19 protein-coding genes are annotated in these 18,489 nt (G+C 75.2%); 15 read left to right on the forward strand and 4 right to left on the reverse strand.

Going from position 1 to position 18,489, the window contains the following annotated elements:
* Positions 1-115: 115 nt before the first annotated feature.
* From CHF16_RS19095 to CHF16_RS19105, 3 genes are all read left to right on the forward strand, one after another.
* Positions 116-1,978, forward strand: coding sequence for a sensor histidine kinase (locus CHF16_RS19095; RefSeq protein WP_143228053.1), 1,863 nt, complete (start codon positions 116-118; stop codon positions 1,976-1,978).
* On the forward strand, positions 1,969-2,643 hold the full coding sequence (locus CHF16_RS19100; protein ID WP_089327428.1) for a response regulator transcription factor: 675 nt from the start codon (positions 1,969-1,971) through the stop codon (positions 2,641-2,643). The genes CHF16_RS19095 and CHF16_RS19100 overlap by 10 nt, the downstream gene beginning before the upstream one ends.
* A 340-nt stretch (positions 2,644-2,983) precedes the next feature.
* Entirely contained in the window at positions 2,984-4,741 is a 1,758-nt protein-coding gene (locus tag CHF16_RS19105; RefSeq protein WP_089327429.1) for an ATP-binding protein, read from the forward strand.
* Here CHF16_RS19105 and CHF16_RS19110 read toward each other — a convergent pair.
* The 4 genes from CHF16_RS19110 to CHF16_RS19125 all read right to left on the reverse strand — a co-directional run bounded on the left by CHF16_RS19110 (position 4,738) and on the right by CHF16_RS19125 (position 7,006).
* Positions 4,738-5,400, reverse strand: a complete 663-nt coding sequence (locus tag CHF16_RS19110) for a TetR/AcrR family transcriptional regulator (protein ID WP_089327430.1) — start codon at positions 5,398-5,400, stop codon at positions 4,738-4,740. The two genes, CHF16_RS19105 and CHF16_RS19110, sit on opposite strands and share 4 nt — an antisense overlap.
* 13 nt (positions 5,401-5,413) lie before the next feature.
* Positions 5,414-5,605, reverse strand: a complete 192-nt coding sequence (locus tag CHF16_RS19115) for a hypothetical protein (RefSeq protein WP_089327431.1) — start codon at positions 5,603-5,605, stop codon at positions 5,414-5,416.
* Positions 5,606-5,673: 68 nt separating this feature from the next.
* Entirely contained in the window at positions 5,674-6,066 is a 393-nt protein-coding gene (locus CHF16_RS19120; RefSeq protein WP_089327432.1) for an STAS domain-containing protein, read from the reverse strand.
* A 67-nt stretch (positions 6,067-6,133) separates the two neighbouring features.
* The gene (locus CHF16_RS19125) at positions 6,134-7,006 is read right to left on the reverse strand and encodes a PaaX family transcriptional regulator (RefSeq protein WP_245868804.1); all 873 of its coding nucleotides are present in this window, start codon (positions 7,004-7,006) and stop codon (positions 6,134-6,136) included.
* A gap of 144 nt (positions 7,007-7,150) precedes the next feature.
* On the opposite strand from CHF16_RS19125, the gene CHF16_RS19130 reads away from it, so the two are divergent.
* The 12 genes from CHF16_RS19130 to CHF16_RS19185 all read left to right on the forward strand — a co-directional run bounded on the left by CHF16_RS19130 (position 7,151) and on the right by CHF16_RS19185 (position 18,453).
* On the forward strand, positions 7,151-8,335 hold the full coding sequence (locus CHF16_RS19130) for an ABC transporter substrate-binding protein (RefSeq protein WP_089327433.1): 1,185 nt from the start codon (positions 7,151-7,153) through the stop codon (positions 8,333-8,335).
* The gene (locus CHF16_RS19135; RefSeq protein WP_089327434.1) at positions 8,332-9,099 is read left to right on the forward strand and encodes an ABC transporter ATP-binding protein; all 768 of its coding nucleotides are present in this window, start codon (positions 8,332-8,334) and stop codon (positions 9,097-9,099) included. Before CHF16_RS19130 ends, CHF16_RS19135 begins: the two co-directional genes overlap by 4 nt.
* Positions 9,096-9,914: an ABC transporter ATP-binding protein gene (locus CHF16_RS19140; protein WP_089327435.1), complete on the forward strand. Its 819-nt coding sequence runs from the start codon at positions 9,096-9,098 to the stop codon at positions 9,912-9,914. The genes CHF16_RS19135 and CHF16_RS19140 overlap by 4 nt, the downstream gene beginning before the upstream one ends.
* Positions 9,911-10,774, forward strand: coding sequence for a branched-chain amino acid ABC transporter permease (locus tag CHF16_RS19145; RefSeq protein ID WP_089327436.1), 864 nt, complete (start codon positions 9,911-9,913; stop codon positions 10,772-10,774). Before CHF16_RS19140 ends, CHF16_RS19145 begins: the two co-directional genes overlap by 4 nt.
* On the forward strand, positions 10,771-11,814 hold the full coding sequence (locus CHF16_RS19150) for a branched-chain amino acid ABC transporter permease (RefSeq protein WP_089327437.1): 1,044 nt from the start codon (positions 10,771-10,773) through the stop codon (positions 11,812-11,814). Before CHF16_RS19145 ends, CHF16_RS19150 begins: the two co-directional genes overlap by 4 nt.
* A 5-nt stretch (positions 11,815-11,819) precedes the next feature.
* Positions 11,820-13,322 carry an acyl-CoA synthetase gene (locus CHF16_RS19155; protein WP_089327438.1) on the forward strand — a complete coding sequence of 501 codons (1,503 nt, stop codon included), beginning with the start codon at positions 11,820-11,822 and terminating at the stop codon, positions 13,320-13,322.
* Positions 13,319-14,137, forward strand: a complete 819-nt coding sequence (locus CHF16_RS19160) for an IclR family transcriptional regulator (protein ID WP_089327439.1) — start codon at positions 13,319-13,321, stop codon at positions 14,135-14,137. The genes CHF16_RS19155 and CHF16_RS19160 overlap by 4 nt, the downstream gene beginning before the upstream one ends.
* Before the next feature lie 167 nt (positions 14,138-14,304).
* Positions 14,305-15,324 carry an aromatic ring-hydroxylating oxygenase subunit alpha gene (locus tag CHF16_RS19165; protein ID WP_089327440.1) on the forward strand — a complete coding sequence of 340 codons (1,020 nt, stop codon included), beginning with the start codon at positions 14,305-14,307 and terminating at the stop codon, positions 15,322-15,324.
* Positions 15,321-15,503, forward strand: a complete 183-nt coding sequence (locus CHF16_RS19170) for a hypothetical protein (protein ID WP_089327441.1) — start codon at positions 15,321-15,323, stop codon at positions 15,501-15,503. The genes CHF16_RS19165 and CHF16_RS19170 overlap by 4 nt, the downstream gene beginning before the upstream one ends.
* A gap of 78 nt (positions 15,504-15,581) precedes the next feature.
* Entirely contained in the window at positions 15,582-16,631 is a 1,050-nt protein-coding gene (locus CHF16_RS19175; protein ID WP_218826730.1) for a FecCD family ABC transporter permease, read from the forward strand.
* Positions 16,628-17,653 (forward strand): FecCD family ABC transporter permease, encoded by a 1,026-nt coding sequence (locus tag CHF16_RS19180; RefSeq protein WP_089327443.1) that lies wholly within the window; start codon positions 16,628-16,630, stop codon positions 17,651-17,653. Before CHF16_RS19175 ends, CHF16_RS19180 begins: the two co-directional genes overlap by 4 nt.
* The gene (locus CHF16_RS19185) at positions 17,650-18,453 is read left to right on the forward strand and encodes an ABC transporter ATP-binding protein (RefSeq protein WP_089327444.1); all 804 of its coding nucleotides are present in this window, start codon (positions 17,650-17,652) and stop codon (positions 18,451-18,453) included. Before CHF16_RS19180 ends, CHF16_RS19185 begins: the two co-directional genes overlap by 4 nt.
* Positions 18,454-18,489 lie beyond the last annotated feature (36 nt).

The raw sequence follows: 18,489 nt of genomic DNA on the forward strand, positions 1-18,489 counted from the left end.
GACTCTCCGAAGCGGCCGCGCCGCCCGCCGCGGGCTCCGGGAAAGCACGGTGCGGCACCCCGTGGCAATCCGGTGGCACGACCTCCCGCCGAGGTCCGAGCATGGAGGGATGGTCGTGGTCATTTCCGCACCGCGGCGGCGCAGATCGCCCCCGTGGTTCGGCGCGGAGACGAGGCGCGCCCTCGTCGCCGGGCCGGCGGTGGCGGGGCTCGCGCTGCCGGCCGGGTGGCCGTACTGGCGGGACCACCCGGCCGCCGCCGCGATCACGCTGGTCGGCTGCGCCGCGATCGCCATGGCGGGAGTGCTGCTCGCCACCGGGACGCGGACCCGCCGCACCGGGCTGCTGTTCGCGGCCGCGTCCGTCTGCTGGGCGGTCAACTGGGCGGCGAGCTGGGACGCCTCCGTCGGCCCGCTCCTGTCGCCGTACGCGCAGGCGACCTTCTACCTCGCGCTCGCCGTGGGCGTCCTGATGTACCCCGCCGGACGGCTGGAGTACCTGCCCGACCGGATCTGGGCGGTCGCGGCGTGCGTCGTCCTGTGGGGCTGCCCGACCGCGCTGTGGACGACGTCGAGGCCGGAGTGGGCGGCGTTCCGCGGCGAGTCGGTGTGGTGGCCCGCGCCCTGGCCGGACCTGGAGGTGTTCCGGGTCGTCCTGCGGGTCGCCGGGACTCTGTACGTCCTGCTGGCACTGTCGCTCGCCTTCGTGCTGGTCCTGCGGATGGGCCGGATGGGCCGGATGCGGCGGGTGCTCGCGCTGCCCGTCACCGTCGCCATCGGCTTCGTGGCCATCCTGGCCGCGTTCACGCAGCGGCCGATCATGGAGGACACGCTCCCGCTGGACGACCTGCTGCGGGTGTACGCGGTGCAGGGCGCGGTCGTCGTGCTGGTGCCGCTCACCCTGCTGGGGTCCGCGCTGCGGATCCGCCTCGCCGAGCTGACCGTCGCCGGCCGGATGCTCCGGCTGACCGCGCCGGTGTCGGTGGAGCGGGTCAGGGACGCCCTGCGCGACGTCCTGCACGACCCGACGCTGGAGCTGTGGTTCTGGGCGCCGGCGGAGCGGACCTACGTCGACACCGCCGGGCGCCCCGTCGACCTCGGCCCGGAGGACCGCCCGGAGGACCGCCCGGAGAAGGGCACGGAGAAGGGCACGGAGAAGGGCACGGAGAAGGCCCCGGAGATGGGCCCGGGGGAGGACGGCGGGGACGAGGGGCGGTGGCGGCGCCGGGTCGAGGACGCCTCCGGCGAGCCGCTCGCCGTCGTGGAGCTGGGCGCGGCGCTGCGCGACCACGGCACCCTGGTCGAGGCCGCGCTCGCCGCGGGCGGCCGGGCGCTGGAGACGGCGCGGCTGCAGGCGAGCGTGCACGCGGCCCTGGAGCAGGTCCGCGCCGCCTACCGCCGGCTCGTCCGGGCCGAGACCGCCGAGCGGGAGCGCCTCGCGCGCGACCTGCACGACGGCGCGCAGCAGCGGCTCCTCGCGCTCGGCGCGATGCTCGGCACGCTGGAGGCCGCCACGGGCGACACGGTGGTGAAGGAGCACGCGCGGACGTGCCGCGAGCAGCTCGTGGCGGCGCTCGCCGAGCTGCGCGAGCTGGCCCGCGAGGTGCGGCCCGCGCTGCTGGTCCAGGAGGGCATCGGGCCCGCGCTGGAGGTCGTCGCCGAGCGGGTCGGCGTGCGCGTCGAGCTGGACGTCACGTCCCGCCGGTTCTCCCGCGAGGTGGAGTCCACGCTTTACTCGGTGCTGTGCGAGACGCTGTCGTACGCTGTGGACCGCGCGCACGCGACGCGGGTGCACGTCCGGGTGGGCCATGCGGACGGCCGGGTGGCCGCGGAGCTGACCTGCGACGGCGGCGGGCCCGGCGATCCCGCGGCCGACCTCGCCGGGCTGTCCGGCCGGATCGGGGCGCTGCGCGGTGAGGTGGAAGTCGGCGGCGGCCCCGGCGAGGGCACGAGGGTGAGGATGGACGTGCCATGCGAGTAGCCGTGGCGGAGGACAGCGGGATCTTCCGGCAGGCACTGGTCACCCTGCTCACCACGGTCGGCATCGAGGTGGTGGCGTCCGCCGGCTCCGGCGAGGAGCTGCTCGCCCGCGTCGCCGGGGACCCGCCCGACGTGGTGATCGTCGACCTGCACATGCCGCCGACGTTCACCAGCGAGGGCGTCGTCGCGGCCCGCCGGCTGCTGGAGCGCCATCCCGGCATCGGCGTGCTGGTGCTGTCGGCGTACAACGAGACCCCGCAGGCGATGGAGCTGTTCCGCGACCAGCCGCGCGGCGTCGGCTACCTGCTGAAGGACCACGTCACCGACGTCGACAGCCTGCGCTCCGCGCTGGAGCGGGTAATGCGCGGCGAGGTCGTCATCGACCCGGACGTGGTGAGCCGGCTCGTCGAGGCCCGGCACCGCGAGGCGGAGCTGTCCCGGCTGTCGGGCCGGGAGCGGGAGGTCCTGGCGCTGATGGCCGAGGGGCACTCCAACGCGGGCATCGGCAGGCGGCTGCACCTGTCCGCGCGGACCGTGGAGGACCACGTCCGGGCGATCTTCACCAAGCTGAAGATCGCCTCGTCGGGCGGGGCGCCGGGGCCGCAGGACGCCAACAAGCGGGTGCTGGCCGTCCTCACCTGGCTGCGCGCCGCGGAGACCCGCTGACCGCAGGGGACCCGCCGAGCGGAGGGGACACGCCGACCGGTGGAGAACCGCTGACCGGTGGAGAACCGCTGACCGGAAACGGCCGCGCGCGGCGGCCGGGCGGGCGCATCAATCGGGTAACGGAGCCTCCCGCGCGCCGTGCGCGGTGCGGAAAACTGGCCGCGGGATCCGGTCGCGCGGGGTGACCCGGTGGTGGCCCCCGCACGCCACCGGGCGCGCCGCGGGCCCCGCCGGACGCCGCGTCCGGTCGTTCCCATGCTCCCGGTACCGCCTGCCCCGCACATCCGGGAAAACCCCACTCCCGGACGGTGGTTCCCCGGGACGACACGGAAGGAAGGCGGTGAGTGCCGTCCCCCGCTGGCCGCTGTGGCTGGGCGCGCGGGTCCGCCGCGCCCTCGGCGCGGGCACGGTGATCGCGGCGGCCGCGCTGGCGTGCGGCTGGCCGTACTGGCGCGGGCATCCCGTCGAGGCCGCGGTCACGCTGGCGTGCTGCGGCGGGTTCGCCGCCGCGGGCGGCCTGCTCGCCGCCGGCCGGCTCGGGCGCCGCACCGGCGCGGCGTTCGTGTTCGCCGCCGCCGCGTGGGCCGTGACCTGGTCGGCGGCGTGGAACGGCGGCGCGGCGCCGGTCGTGTCGGTGTTCGCGCAGTCGGTGTTCTTCGTCGCGATCGGCGTCGGCGTCGTCATCTATCCGGGGCGCCGCCCGGCGGACACCGCCGCCCGGCTGTGGACGGCCGCGGCGGTGCTGGTCATGGTCGGCGGGCAGGCGCTGCTGTGCGCGGTGTCGCGGCCCGAGTGGAACGGCTTCGCCGCCTCCGCGGTGTGGCCCTCGGTGCGTCCCGAGGAGGAGCTGTTCCGCTGCGCCCAGCGCGCGGTGACGGTCGCGATGGTCGTGCTCGCCGGGGCGCTGGTGGTCATCCTCCTCGCGCGGGTGCCGCGGACCGGGCGGCTGGACCGGGCGTTCACCGTCCCGGTCGCGGCCGCCGTGACGGTCGGCGTCAGCGCCGCGCTGGCGGCACAGGGCGCGCTGCTCGGCACCGCGGTGACGCTGGACGACGTCCTCGGCGTCTACTTCCTGCAGGGGTTCTGCGCCACGACGCTGCCGATCGTCTTCCTGTTCGCCGCGCTGCGCGCCCGACTGGCGGAGCTGACCGTGGTCGAGCGGATGCACCGGCTCACCGCGCCGGTCTCGGTGGAGAAGGTCCGCGACGCGCTGCGCGGCGTGCTGGGCGACGCCGACCTCGACCTGTGGCTGTGGGCCGACGGCGGCTACGTCCGCGTGGACGGGCGGCGTCCGGGCGCGCCGCACGCGCCGGGCCCGGACCGCTGGCGGCACGAGGTCCGCACCTCGGACGGGGAGCCCCTCGCCACCGTCGACCTCGCCGCCGCGCTCCGCGACCACGGGCCGCTGGTGGAGGCGGCGCTGACGGCGGGCGGCCGGGCGCTGGAGACCGTCCGGCTGCAGGCGGCCGCGCGGGCGGCGCTGGAGCAGGCCCGCGACGCGCGGGAGCGGCTCGTCCGGGTGCAGGCCGCCGAGCGCGAGCGGCTCGCGGCGGAACTGCAGCGCAGCGCCCGCGCCCGGCTCCGCGCGCTGGAGGAGACCCTCGCCGGGCTGGAGGGCGCCGCCGCGGACCCGGCGGCCCGCGAGCAGGCGCGCGTCTGCCGCCGCGAACTGGCCGAGGCCGTCGCCGAGCTGGACGGACTGGCCCGCGGCGTGCACCCGGCGATCCTCGCCGACGCGGGGTTGGCGGCGGCGATGGAGCTGGTCGCGGCCCGCGCCGCCGTGCCCGTCCGGCTCTACATGCCCGCAGGCCGGTTCCCGCGGGAGATCGAGACGACCCTTTACTTCGCGCTCTGCGAGGCCCTCGCGAACGCGGTGAAGCACGCCCGCGCGGACGCGGTCGAGGTGACCGTCCGCGCCGCCGGGGGCGAGGTCGTGGCCGAGGTCCGCGACGACGGCGCGGGCGGTGCGGCACCGGCCCCGGGAGGCGGCCTGGCCGGGCTGACGGACCGCGTCCGCGCCCTGCGCGGCGAGGTGGCCCTCGACAGCCCGCCGGGCGGCGGCACCACCCTGACCATCACACTCCCGCTGCCGGGTTAGCCGCCCTCGTGCTCCCCTGCGGTCTGCCCGCGCTCCGGGGAGGTCTGGACGATGGGCAGCAGGTAGTGGCGGGCGAAGGCGCGGGCGCCCTCGTCGTCGAGCGGGATGTGGCCCTCGGGGGTGAGGACGAGGGAGTGGGTGAGGCGGACGAGGATCTCGGCGACGAGCTCGGGGTCGACGCCGGCGGGGGCGGCGCCGAGGCGCTGCGCGGTGCGCAGCCGGCCGGCGAGGTAGCCGCGGGCGGCGGCGAGCAGCGGGCCCGCCTTGACCGTGGAGTGCGGCAGGATCAGCTCCGGCTCCACGACCATGAGGCGGGTGATCAGCCGCTGCTCGCGGCTGATCCGCAGCGTGACGGCGAACCCCTCGACGAGGCGCTCCTCCAGGGTGGGCAGCGCGGCGACCGCCGCGTCCAGCTCGGCGAAGAAGCGCCGCGCCTCCCGCAGCAGCACGCCGGTGAGGAGGTCGCCCTTGGTGGGGAAGCGGCGGTAGATGGTGGCGCGGCCGAGCCCGGACTCGCGGGCCACGTCGTCCATCGTGGTGCGGCGCGGGCCGTAGGTCTCGAAGCAGCGCAGGGCGGCGTCGAGGATCCGGTCGGTCTGGGGCTCGCTCGGCGGGTCCTCGGTGAGCAGGCTGCGCAGGAGTTCGTCGTCGGTGGTCATCGTGCGGCCGACTCTAGCCGCCGCCCGCGCGGCGGGCGCGGCGCATGGCGCGGGCGGCGACGGGGGAGTGGCGCAGCGGCGGCGGCGTCACCGCGCCGGCGAGCCGGACGCCGCGCGCGAAGGCGTCGAACCCGCGCTGGTCGGCGGTGGAGGCTCCGGTGGAAGCGTCGGCGGGGGTGTCGGCGGGGGTGTCGAGGTGTGGCATGGGCCCTCGCCCTCGTGAGACGACAATACGAAATCCGTCTCATCGTATGCCGGAGGCGGCCGGGCCCGCTAGCCCGCGCCCAGTGCCTCGAGGGCCTGCTCCGCGGTCGGGTACGCGACGAGGTGCCGGTCCAGGCCGCTGCGCTCGATGATCGTCCGGAACCGGCGGTCCAGGTCGGCGAGCACGAACTCGCCGCCGGCCCGGTGCGCGGCCTTCCAGATGATGATGAGCGCGTTGAGGCCGGAGGAGTCGCAGAACCCGACCCCGCCGGCGTCCAGGACGATCCGCGGCGGGGGCGGCAGCTCCCGCATCTCGGCGAGGACGTGCTCGCGCAGCCGCTCGGCCGTGAGGATGGTGAGCTCGCCGTCCGCCTGCACCAGCAGGCACGGGCCGCGCACCTCGCTGCGCACGTGCAGTGCGTCGGCGTCGTCGTCCGAGGTGTCACCGGCCCCGAGAGACATGCTGATCACCTTCCGTCGGTCCCCGGGGACGCGTCGTACCCGCGAGGGCGCGGATCATGCGGCGAGGTCACCCGGTCGCCCCGCCGGGACGGTCCACGGGGACGTACTCGATCGCGGCGTCGGCGAGGCGCCGCGCGGTGCCCTCGTAGCGGTCCCGCAGGTCCAGCAGGACCTGCTGGCCGCGGACGGCGGGCCACCCGGCGGGCAGGTGCTCGACCGGCAGCCGCGGGTCGGCGCGGACGAGCTGCAGCCACTCGGTGGTCATCCACAGGTAGCGGGCGAGGTCGTCGGGCGCGTGGGGGAGCGGGTCGGGGCGGTCCCAGCGGTCCAGGAACGCGCGGTAGCCCTGGGCGAGGCCGTCGAGGTCGAACGCCTCGCGGAGCATGTGCGGGACGTCCGTCGGCTCCTCGGCCGGGCCCGCGAACACCTTCAGGTGCCCGTTCAGGTTGAGCCCGGCGACGATCGGCCGGACGTCCACCCGGGACGGCGCGATCCAGGTGCCGTTGCCGAGCGACCCGAACCCGGCCCAGGTCAGCCGGGCGCGCAGGTCGTGCCGGACGCGCTGCCACGACTCGGGCATGGAGAACGCGAGGACGGTCCAGCTGCCGTCCCAGTCGGTGTTGAGCACGCCGCGCCGCCAGACGCGGTCCTCGCCGTCGTGCAGGATGCGCTCCGAGCGCGGGGTGAGCCCGAAGTGCATCCGGCGGCCCTCGCGGTGCCGCGCCAGCAGCCCCCGGCCGACCATCCGGGTCAGCGTCGAGCGGACGGCGTGCTCGCCCACCCCGAGCCGGGCGAAGGTGTCGATGAAGCTGCCGGAGAACACCGCGATGTCGCGTCCCAGCACGTAGTTGCCGAGGTAGGTCAGCATCAGCGACTGCGGCCGGAGCCTCGGCGACGGCTCGTCGGACGGCCCCGGCCCGGCCGCGCTCTGTGCGCTCAAGCGTTCGGCTCCCGTCATCCCGTCAGCGTAACGACGGCTCCCGGGGTGGCCCGGTGACCGCCGTCACGCTGATGTTGGGCAAATCATTGACTGCCGTGAAGAATACGCCTAACTTCGGGGCACGCCCACCCCGGGAGGTCCCCAGTGCGCAAACTCGTCCCGCTTCTGGCCGCCACCGTCCTCGCCGCCGCCGCGTGCGGCTCGGGCGGCGGGTCCGGCTCAGGCTCCACCCTGAAGATCGGCTTCATCGAGTCGCTGACCGGCAACTACGCGCCGCTCGGCGGCGAGGCGAAGAAGACCGTCGAGCTCGCCGTCGAGCAGCTCAACGGAGCCGGCGGCATCGACGGCCGGAAGATCGAGCTGATCACCCTCGACGACAAGACGGCCCCCGACCAGGGGGTCCTGCACTTCAACAAGCTCAAGTCCGAGAAGGTCACCGCGATCATCGGCTCCACGTTCTCCAACGTGGGCCTCGCGGTGGAGCCGCTCGCCGAGCGCGAGCGGATCCCCTACATCTCGCTGGCCCCCGCCGACGAGCAGGTGGACCCGATCCGCAAGTACACCTTCGTCGTCCCGGCGATCTCGTCCACCTACGCCCAGGCGATGCTCGGGTACTTCAAGGCGCACCAGATCACCAAGGTCGCGGTCGCCTACGACACCAAGAGCGCCTACGCCAAGGCCGGGTTCGCCGGCATGAAGAAGTACGCGGGCGAGTACGGCGTCCAGATCGTCAAGGAGGAGACCTACGAGACGACGGCGTCCGACTTCAGCCCGCTGTTCACCCACGTCCGCGACTCCGGCGCGCAGGCCCTGGTGGCGTGGGCGTCCGGCGCGCCCGGCGTCACGCTGGCCAAGCAGTACCCCTCGTCCGGGCTGAAGCTGCCGCTCTACATGACCGGTTCGCAGGCCAGCAAGCTGTGGCTCGACCCGGTCGGGAAGGCCGCCGAGGGCGTGTACGTCCAGTCCGCGATCGGCGTCGTCGGCGAGCACCTGCCGGACGGGAAGCTGAAGCAGTCCGTCCAGGAGATGTCCGTGCCGTTCAAGCAGAAGTACGGCTACGAGCCGCCGCAGTTCGCGATGGACGGCTACGCCGGGGTCAAGCTGCTCGCCGCCGCGATCGACAAGGCCGGCACCGACCGGGAGAAGATCCGGGACGCGCTCGAGGCCCTCACGCTCGTCACCCCCTGCGGGCAGTACACCTACTCGAAGACCGACCACTCCGGCCTCAAGCCCACCGACATCTCGATGAACCAGGTGAAGGACGGCAAGCTCGTCCCCACCGAGTGGTCGGTGAAGCAGCTCGCCGAGACCGCGAAGGCGGCCGGATGACGACCCTGCTGGACATCGGCGGCGTCGGGCGGGCGTTCGGCGGCGTGTACGCCGTCAGCGACGTCGCGATGACGGTCGCCGAGGGCGAGACCCGCGCCGTGATCGGCCCGAACGGCGCGGGCAAGTCCACCCTGTTCAACCTGATCAGCGGCCACCTCGCCGCCGACCACGGCACCCTGTCCTACGCGGGCCGCCGGATCGACCGGCTGCCGCCGCACGCCCGCGCCCGGCTCGGCATCGCGATCGTGTTCCAGGGCGCCCGGCTCTTCCACGGGATGACCGCGCTGGAGAACGTCATGGTCGGCGCGCACGCCCGCACCCGGCACGGCTTCGCCTCCGCGGTGCTCCGGCTGCCCGCGCACCGCCGCGAGGAGGCCGCGATCAAGGCGGACGCCCTGGCCGCGCTCGACCGGGTCGGGCTGCGCGACTGGGCGCACCGCCCGGCCGACGTCCTGCCGCTCGGCCAGCAGCGGTCGCTGCAGGTGGCGCGGGCCCTGTGCGCCCGCCCCCGGCTGCTGCTGCTGGACGAGCCCGCGTCCGGGCTGCGCGCCGCCGAGCGGGAGGCCCTCGCGCAGCTGATCGAGGGCCTGCGCGGGGAGGGGCTGACGATGATGCTCGTCGAGCACGACGTCGCGTTCGTCTCCCGCCTCGCCGACCGGGTCGCCGTCCTGGACCTCGGCCGCCTCATCGCCGAGGGCACCCCGGCCGAGATCCGCGACGACCCCGCCGTCATCGCGGCCTACCTCGGGGAGGAGGCGGCGTGAGCGGAGGCAGCGGGCACGGCGCCGTCATCGAGGTGGCGGACCTCGTCGTCCGGTACGGGACGGCCACCGCGCTCGACCGGGTCGGCCTGACCGTGCGGGCCGGGGAGCTGGTCGCGCTGATCGGCCCGAACGGGGCGGGCAAGACCTCGCTCGTCAACGCGGTCCTCGGCGTCCTGCGCCCTGCGGCGGGACGGGTGGAGCTGGGCGGCCGGGTCGCGCTCGTCCCCGAGGGGCGGCAGATGTTCGACGACCTGACCGTCGAGGACAACCTGGTCCTCGGCGCGTGGCGGCGCCGCCGCGCGAAGGGTGCGCGCGACGCCGCGCGCGTGTACGAGGTGCTGCCGCAGCTCGCCGACCTGCGGAAGCGGCGGGCCGGGTCGCTGTCGGGCGGGCAGCAGCAGATGGTCGCGTTCGGGCGGGCGCTGATGGCCGAGCCCGACGCGATCGTGGTGGACGAGCTGTCGCTCGGCCTCGCCCCGCTCGTCACGGCCGACCTCGCCGAGCACCTGCGCGCGCTGAACGCCGAGCGCGGCCTCGCGGTCCTGCTGATCGAGCAGAACGCGCGGCTCGCGCTGGAGCTGTGCGGGCGCGGCTACGTCCTGGAGGCGGGCCGCGTCCGCGCCGAGGGCACCGCCGCCGAGCTCGCGGCGGGCCCCGACGTCGCCGACGCCTACCTGGGCGGGCGCGCCGCCACCGGAGGGAAGACGGACGCCACCGAGGCGGAGACGGCCGGCGCCGAGGGCGAGACGGCGGCCACCGAGGGGAAGACGGCCGGCACCGAAGGGAAGGCAGCCGGCACCGAGGGGGAGACATGAGCGCCTTCCTGCAGTACCTGATCTCCGGGGTGGCCACCGGCTGCGGCTTCGCGCTGCTGGCGAGCGGCCTCGTCGCGATCCACCGGGTGACCCGGGTGGTGAACTTCGCGCAGGGCATGTTCGCCGTCGTCGGCGGGATGGCGGCCGGGTCGCTGCTGGCCTCCGGGCTGCCGCACGGCGCGGCCGAGGCCGCCGCCGTCGCCGTCGCGGGCGCGGCCGGGCTCGCGGTCGGGGCCGCCGCCACCGGCAAGCGCGGCACGTCCCCGCAGTCGGCGCTGATCGTCACGCTCGGGGTCGGCTTCCTGGCCTACGCGGTGGAGATCATGATCTGGGGCGACAACCCGCGCTCGCACGCCGGGCTGGGCGGCGCCGCCACCGTGTTCGGCGCGCACGTCCAGAAGCAGTCGTTCCTCGTCATCGGGGTCGCGGCCGCCGTGTTCGCGCTCCTCGCGCTGTTCTTCGGCCGCACCTACACGGGCAAGGCGCTGAGCGCGTGCGCGTCCAACCCGTACGCGGCGCGCACCCTCGGCATCGACCCGCTGCGGATGGGCCTCATCGCCTTCGCGCTCGGCGGGATGCTCGGCGGCCTCGCCGGCGTGCTGCTCACCCCGCTCCAGCCGATCTCCTACAACAGCGACGTCCTGCTGATCACCAACGGGTTCGCGGCGGCGGTCCTCGGCGGGCTGAACCGCCCGGTCGTCGCGCTCGCCGGCGCGCTGACGCTCGGCGTCGCCGAGGCGATGGTCGCGGGCTACGGCGAGGCGTCCTACCAGACCGTCGTCGCGCTGGCGCTGATGCTGGCCATCATGATGGTGCGGGCCTCGCGGAGGACCGCGCTGCAGGAGGAGGCCGCCCGATGAGCGTGTCCGTCCGCAAGAACCGGCCGGCGGCCCCCGCCGCCGCGCCCGCGCCGAGGCGGCGTCCCGGGCCGGGCGCGCTCGCCGCGGCGGCCGTCGCCGCCGCCGCGCTGGCCGCCCCGCTGGTGCTGCCCGAGACGCAGGTGTCGGTGTACGTGCTGCTCCTGCTGGCCGCGACCGTGGTCGTCGGGCTGTCGATGCTGATGGGGTACGCCGGGCAGGTCTCGCTCGGCCAGGCGTCCTTCACCATGATCGGCGGGTACACGGCGGCGCTGACCGCGACGCACGGCCTGCCGACCTGGCTCGGGCTGCTGCTCGCCCCGGCCGCCGCCGCGGCCTGCGCCGCGATCGTCGGCGTCCCGCTGCTGCGGCTGCGCGGCCACCAGCTCGCGTTCGCGACGCTCGCCGTCCAGCTGATCCTGCTCAGCCTCGTCGGGCGGCAGGAGTGGACGGGCGGCGATATCGGCCTGCAGGGCGTCCCGCGGCTCCGGATCGCCGGGTACGAGTTCGCGAGCGAGGTCTCCTACGCCTACCTGGCCCTCGCCGCGCTCGGGCTGGTCGTGCTGGTCACCCGGAACATCGTGGCGTCCCGGCCGGGGCGCGGGCTGCGGGCGCTCGCCACCAGCGAGGTCGCGGCGGCGTCCTCCGGGGTGCCGGTCGCCGTCTACAAGCAGGCGGTGTTCAGCCTGTCGGCCGCGTTCGCGGGGCTCGCGGGCGGCGTCTACGCCTTCTACATCGGCTACGTCGCGCCCGGCTCGTTCCCCGTCCTGCTGTCGTTCGAGTACGTCGTGATGGTCGTCGTCGGCGGCGCCGGGACGATCTGGGGCGCGCTCGCCGGTGCCACCGCCATCACCCTGCTGCTCCAGCTGCTCAACGACATCGGCACCCGCGAGGGGATGCCCGCGTCGGCGCCGGCCGTCCTGTCCTACGCGGTGTACGGGCTGCTGCTCATCGCCGTGGTGCTGTTCCTGCCGAAGGGGCTCGTGCCGTCCGCCACCGCGTGGTGGGATCGCCGCACGGCCTCGAAACCCGCGGAGGGGTGACGCGCATGCGCAACGAAGGACTCGGGTCGTGGCCCGCGCGCCGCGCCCGCAAGACCCCGCGAGCGGCCGCCCTCGTCCACGAGGGCGACTCGCTCACCTACGCCGGCCTGCTCGACCGCGTCGCGCGCCTCGCCCGCGGGCTGCGCGGGCTCGGCGTCCGGCCCGGCGACCGGGTCGCCTACCTCGGCCCGAACCACCCGTCGTTCCTGGAGGCGCTGTTCGCGACCGGGATGCTCGGCGGCATCTTCGTGCCGCTCAACACCCGGCTCGCCGGCCCCGAGATCGCCTACCAGCTGGACGACTCGGGCGCGTCCGTCCTCATCCACGCGCCCTCGCACGCCGAGCTCGTCGGCGGCATCTCCGGCGGCCCGGTGCGGGAGCGCGTCCCGCTCGGCGGCGGGTACGAGGACCTCCTCGCGGGGGAGGACGGCGACCCGCTGGACCTGCCCGTCGCGCTCGACGACCCGTGCATGATCATGTACACGTCCGGGACGACCGGGCGGGCCAAGGGCGCGACGCTCACCCACGGCAACATCACCTGGAACGCGATCAACGTCCTGATCGACCACGACCTCGTCGCGGGCGAGGTGGCGCTCGTGTCGGCGCCGCTGTTCCACACCGCCGGGCTCAACATGCTCACGCTGCCGGTGCTGCTCAAGGGCGGGACGTGCGTGCTCGTCGCCGCGTTCGACCCGGCCGAGACGCTCCGCCTGGTCGAGGAGCACCGGGTCACGTTCATGTTCGGGGTGCCGACGATGTTCGAGCGGGTCGCCCGCGAGCCCGGCTGGGAGGCCGCCGACCTGTCGTCGCTGCGCATCCTGACCTGCGGCGGCGCGCCCGTCCCGCCGCCCCTCATCGAGACCTACCAGAAGCGGGGCCTGACGTTCCTGCAGGGCTACGGCATGACCGAGGCCGCGCCCGGCGTGCTGTTCCTGGACGCCGAGCACGCCGTGTCGAAGGCCGGGTCCGCCGGGGTGCCGCACTTCTTCAGCGACGTGCGCGTCGTCGGTCCGGACATGGCGGACGCGGCGCCCGGCGAGACCGGCGAGGTCGTCGTCCAAGGCCCGCACGTCATGAGCGGCTACTGGGGGCGGCCCGCCGACACCGCCGCCGTGCTCCGCGACGGCTGGTTCCGCAGCGGCGACGCCGCCCGCCTCGACGAGGACGGCTACGCCTACATCGTCGACCGCATCAAGGACATGATCATCTCCGGCGGGGAGAACGTGTACCCGGCGGAGGTCGAGCACGCGATCCTCGCCGCCAACCCCGCGGTGGCCGAGTGCGCGGTCATCGGCGTCCCGGACGCGACCTGGGGCGAGGCATGCCGCGCCGTCCTCGTCCCGCGCCCCGGCGCGGACGTGGACCCGGCGGAGGTGATCGCGTCGCTGTCCGGCAGACTGGCCCGCTACAAGATCCCCAAGTCGGCGGTCCTCGCCGCGGAGCTTCCCCGCAACGCCGCCGGGAAGATCCTGAAGGCGCGGCTGCGGGAGGAGCACGGCGACCCATGACGGCGGGCGGCGGAGGCGCGCGCCGGCCGGCCGACGGCGGCCGGCCGACGGTCACCAGCCGCGTCCTGGACATCCTGGAGGCGTTCTCCGCCGAGCGCGACGCGCTCACCATCACCCAGATCAGCCGGCGCGCGGGCCTGCCGCTGTCCACCGCGCACCGGCTGGTCGGCGAGCTGGCGTGCTGGGGCGCGCTCGAACGCGACGCGTCCGGGCTGTACCGGATCGGGCTGCGGCTGTTCGAGGTCGCGGCCCTCGCGCCCCGCGGCCCCGCGCTGCGCGCCGCCGCGATGCCGTTCCTGGAGGACCTGTACGAGGCGACGCACGAGAACGTCCACCTCGCCGTCCTGGACGGCCTCGACGTCGTCTACATCGAGCGGATCTCCGCCCGCGACGCCGTGCACGTGTTCTCCCGCGTCGGCGGCCGGTGGCCCGCGCACGCGACGGGCGTCGGCCTGGCGATGCTCGCGCACGCCGACCCCGCGCTGCAGGAGCGCGCCATCGCCGCGCCGCTGCGCCGCTTCACCGACCGGACGATCGGCACCGGCGCGGAGCTGCGCCGCGTCCTCGCCGAGGTCCGCCGCGCCGGCGTCGCCATCAGCGACGGCCAGGTGGAGACGTTCGCGCTGTCGGTCGGCGCGCCCGTGTACGGCCCGGACGACACCGTCGTCGCGGCGGTCGCGATCGTCGTGCCGTCCGACGGATGGGACGCGCGGGCGCTGATCCCCGTCGTGCGCGCCAGCGCCCGCGGCATCTCCCGCGCGCTCGGCGCGCCCCGCGCGCTGCGCCCGCCGGAGACGGCGCTGCACAGCCGCTGACCTGTTCCTCCACTTCCTCCACCGGACTTCTTCCGTTGGACGGAATCGCTGTGGCCCGGGTCACCTTCCCACCGCGATGGTCGTCACGACCCTGCCAACCACCCCTGCCAGTCACACCCGCCATCCACCCCTGCCAGTCACACCCGCCATCGACGGAGGAGCGACCCATGGTCTTCGCACGCAACCAGTGGTATGTGGCCGCCTACGCCCGGGAGGTCGGCGACGGACTGCTCGCCCGGACGATCTGCGGCGAGCCCCTCGTCCTGTACCGGACGCGGGCGGGCGAGCCGGTCGCGCTCGCCGACCGCTGCGTGCACCGGCGCTTCCCGCTGTCGGAGAGCCACCGCGACGGCGACCGGATCGTCTGCGGCTACCACGGCTTCACCTACGCGCCCGACGGCGCGTGCGTCGCGGTGCCGGGGCAGACCCGCGTCCCGCGCACCGCCCGCGTCCCCGCCTACCAGGTCGTCGAGCAGGACTCGTTCGTCTGGGTGTGGATCGGCGACGGCGAGGGCGACGCGTCCGCGATCCCGCGCGCCGCGTGGTTCGACTCGCCCGAGTACACGACCGTCCGCGGGATGGAGCCGCTCGCCGCCCGGTACGGACTGCTCGTCGACAACCTGCTCGACCTGTCGCACGAGACCTACCTGCACGCCGGCTACATCGGCACGCCCGAGGTCGCGCAGACCCCGATCAACACCGAGGTGGACGAGGAGGCGGGCATCGTCTACGTCAGCCGCCGCATGAAGGACGTGGAGTGCCCGCCGTTCTACTCGCGGTCGACCGGCATCGAGGGGCGCATCGACCGCTGGCAGGACATCGAGTACCACCCGCCGTGCCTGTACCTCCTGCACAGCCGCATCGCGCCGACCGGCGTGGAGCCCGGCCCGGACGGCGACGACTCCCGGGCGTTCCACGTCGAGGTCGGCTACGCCATCACCCCGGAGACCGAGACGAGCACGCACGACTTCTGGCTCGTCGCCCGCGACTTCGCCCTGGAGGACGAGGAGGTGTCGCGGTTCCTGGCCGAGAGCAACCGCACGGTCGTGCTGCAGGACGTGGAGGCGCTGAACGTCCTGGAGAAGGTCATCGCGTCCGAGCCGGAGGGCTACCAGGAGCTGTCCATCAACATCGACACCGGCGGCCTCGCCGCCCGCCGCATCCTGGCGCGGCAGACGGCCCGATGAGCACGGGCCGCGGCGGGGGACCGGGCGGCGGACGCGGTGGCGAGCGGCTGCGGGTGGAGTGGTCGCCGGGTTCGGACACCCTGACCGGCATCTGCCACTGCGGCGCCCAGCACACCGCCGGGGACCCGGTCGAGATCTGGGCGTGGCTCCTCGCCCACCCGGAGCATCCCGCGTCCTGAGCTGCCGCTTCGCCGGGGCCGCCGCCATCCCGATGTGCTGCCTTCACCGGGATAGTTAGCTTAGGCTAGCCTTATACCGTGTTGTCCCCCGCACGAACCGGCCCGCCGCGATCCCCGGTGAAGAAGGGCGGGCGGCTCGGCGCCCACCTGCTCTGGCTGCCCCTCCTCACGGCCGTGCTCCTCGCGACGGTGCTCGCGAGCCTCGCGATCGGCGCCGGGGACGTCCCGTTCGGGCGGGTGCTCCCGGGCGTGCTCAGCCCGGACGACGGGTCCCGGGCGGAGCTGATCGTCCACGAGCTGCGGCTGCCCCGCACGCTGCTCGGCATCGCCGTCGGCATCGCGCTCGGCCTCGCCGGCGCGGTGATGCAGGCCCTCACCCGCAACCCGCTCGCCGAGCCGGGGCTGCTCGGCGTGAACGGCGGCGCCGCGTTCGCGGTCGTCCTCGTCATCGGCCTCGCCGACGCCGGCGACCCGCTCGTCTACGTGTGGGCGGCGTTCGCCGGCGCGGCGGGCGCGTCGGTCCTCGTCTACCTCGTCGGCGCGCGGGGCCGCGGCGGCGCGTCGCCCGCGCGGCTCGTGCTCGCCGGCGCGGCCCTCAACGCCGTGTTCAGCGCGATGACGGCCGGGGTCATGCTGTTCACCCCGTCCAACTTCAACGGCTTCCGGTTCTGGCAGGTCGGCTCGCTCGGCGGGCGGGAGCTGGCGGTGTTCCACCGCGTGCTGCCGTTCGTGCTGGCGGGGGCGATCCTGGCGCTGCTGCTCGCCCGCCCGCTGAACGCCCTCGGCATGGGCGACGACGCGGGCCGCGCCCTCGGCTCGAAGCCGGGCCGGACGCGGGCGCTCGGCGCGCTCGCCGTGGTGCTGCTGTGCGGGTCGGCGACGGCGGCGGCCGGGCCGATCTGGTTCCTCGGGCTCGCCGTCCCGTTCATCGTCCGCACGCTGGTCGGGCCCGACCAGCGGCTCGTCCTGCCGTACTCGCTGCTGCTCGCGCCCGTGCTGCTGCTCGGCGCCGACATCATCGGCCGGGTCGTCGCGCCCGGCGAACTGGAGACCGGCATCGTCACCGCGTTCTTCGGGGCGCCGCTGTTCGCGGTGATGGTCCGGCGGGGAAGGACGCGCGACCTATGAGAGTGCTGCGCGCGGGCGGCGTGTCGCTGCGCTGGGAGCCGCGGGCGGCCGCGGTGTGCGGGGCGCTGGCGGCGGTCGCGGCCTGCGCCGCCGTCCTCGTCGTCGGGTCGGGCGACTTCCCGATCTCGCCGCCGGACGTGGTGCGCGCCGTGACCGGGCAGGGCGACCGCGCCACCGAGTTCATCGTGCGGACGCTGCGGCTGCCGCGCGCCGCCACCGGGCTGCTCGCCGGGCTCGCGCTCGGCCTCAGCGGCGCGATCTTCCAGAGCATCTCCCGCAACCCGCTCGGCAGCCCCGACCTCATCGGCTTCACCACCGGCTCGGCGACCGGCGCGCTGCTGCAGATCCTGGTGTTCGGCGGCGGCGCCGTCGCGATCACGGTCTCCTCGGTCGCGGGCGCGGTGCTCACCGCCCTCGCCGTCTACCTGGTCGCCTACCGGCCGGGCGGCGGCGTGCACGGCGTCCGGCTGGTGCTGATCGGCGTCGCGGCGGCGGCGATGCTGGAGGCGTTCAACTCCTACCTCATCACCCGCGCCGAGCTGCACGAGGCGTACGAGGCCGGGTTCTGGCTCACCGGCAGCCTGAACGGGCGCGACTGGGACCAGGCCGTCCCGCTCGCGCTCGCCGTCGCGGTGCTCCTGCCGGCGGCGCTGCTGCTCGCCCGGCCGCTCGGCATGGGGGAGCTGGGCGACGACGCCGCGCAGGCGCTCGGTGTGCCCGTCCAGCGGACCCGCGCGCTGCTCACGGTCGCCGGGGTGGGCCTCGTCGCGGCGGCGACGGCGGCGGCGGGCCCGGTCCCGTTCGTCGCGCTCGTCGCGCCGCAGCTCGCCCGGCGGCTGACCCGCCGGCCCGGCGCGCAGCTGCTGCCCGCCGCGCTGACCGGTGCCGCCCTGCTGGCATGCAGCGACCTCATCTCGCTGCACCTGCCGGTCCAGGTGCCGGTGGGCGTCGTCACCGGCGTCCTCGGCGGCGCGTACCTGGCCTGGCTGCTGTCCACCACCGGACGTAAGGGGACGACATGACCCGGCTGCGCGCGGACGACCTCACCCTTTCCTACGAGAAGCGCGTCGTCGCCGAGGGGCTCGGCGTGGAGATCCCCGACGGGTCGTTCACCGTCATCGTCGGGCCGAACGCGTGCGGGAAGTCGACGCTGCTGCGCGCCCTCGCCCGGCTGCTGCGCCCCCGCGCGGGCACGGTCTACCTGGACGGCGAGCCGATCACCGCGCTGCCGCCGAAGCGGCTCGCGCGGCGGCTCGGGCTGCTGCCGCAGTCGCCGCTCACCCCGGAGGGCATCACCGCGGGCGACCTCGTCGCGCGCGGCCGCTACCCGCACCAGAGCCTGCTGCGGCAGTGGTCGCGGGAGGACGAGGCGGTCGTCGCCGAGGTGATGGACGCGGTCGGCGTCGCCGACCTCGCCGACCGGGTGGTGGACGAGCTGTCCGGCGGGCAGCGGCAGCGGGTGTGGCTCGCGCTCGTCCTGGCGCAGCAGACCGGCATCCTGCTGCTGGACGAGCCGACGACGTACCTGGACATCGCCCACCAGATCGAGGTCCTGGACCTGTGCGCGCGCCTCCACGAGGAGGGCCGGACGCTCGTCGCGGTGCTGCACGACCTCAACCACGCCTGCCGCTACGCCACCCACCTCATCGCGATGCGGGACGGCGAGGTGCTCGCCGAGGGACCGCCCGCCGATATTGTCACCGCCGACCTGGTGGAGCGCGTGTTCGGGCTCCCGTGCCGCGTCATCCCGGACCCGGAGACCGAGACGCCGCTGATCGTCCCGGCCGGGCGGCGGCGGGCGTTGACGGCCGAAACCCCCTGATTTAGGTTAGCCTTACCTAATCTTGAGAGGGGTTCC

Origin of the sequence: Actinomadura meyerae, assembly GCF_900188445.1 — a bacterium.
Classification (GTDB): domain Bacteria; phylum Actinomycetota; class Actinomycetes; order Streptosporangiales; family Streptosporangiaceae; genus Spirillospora; species Spirillospora meyerae.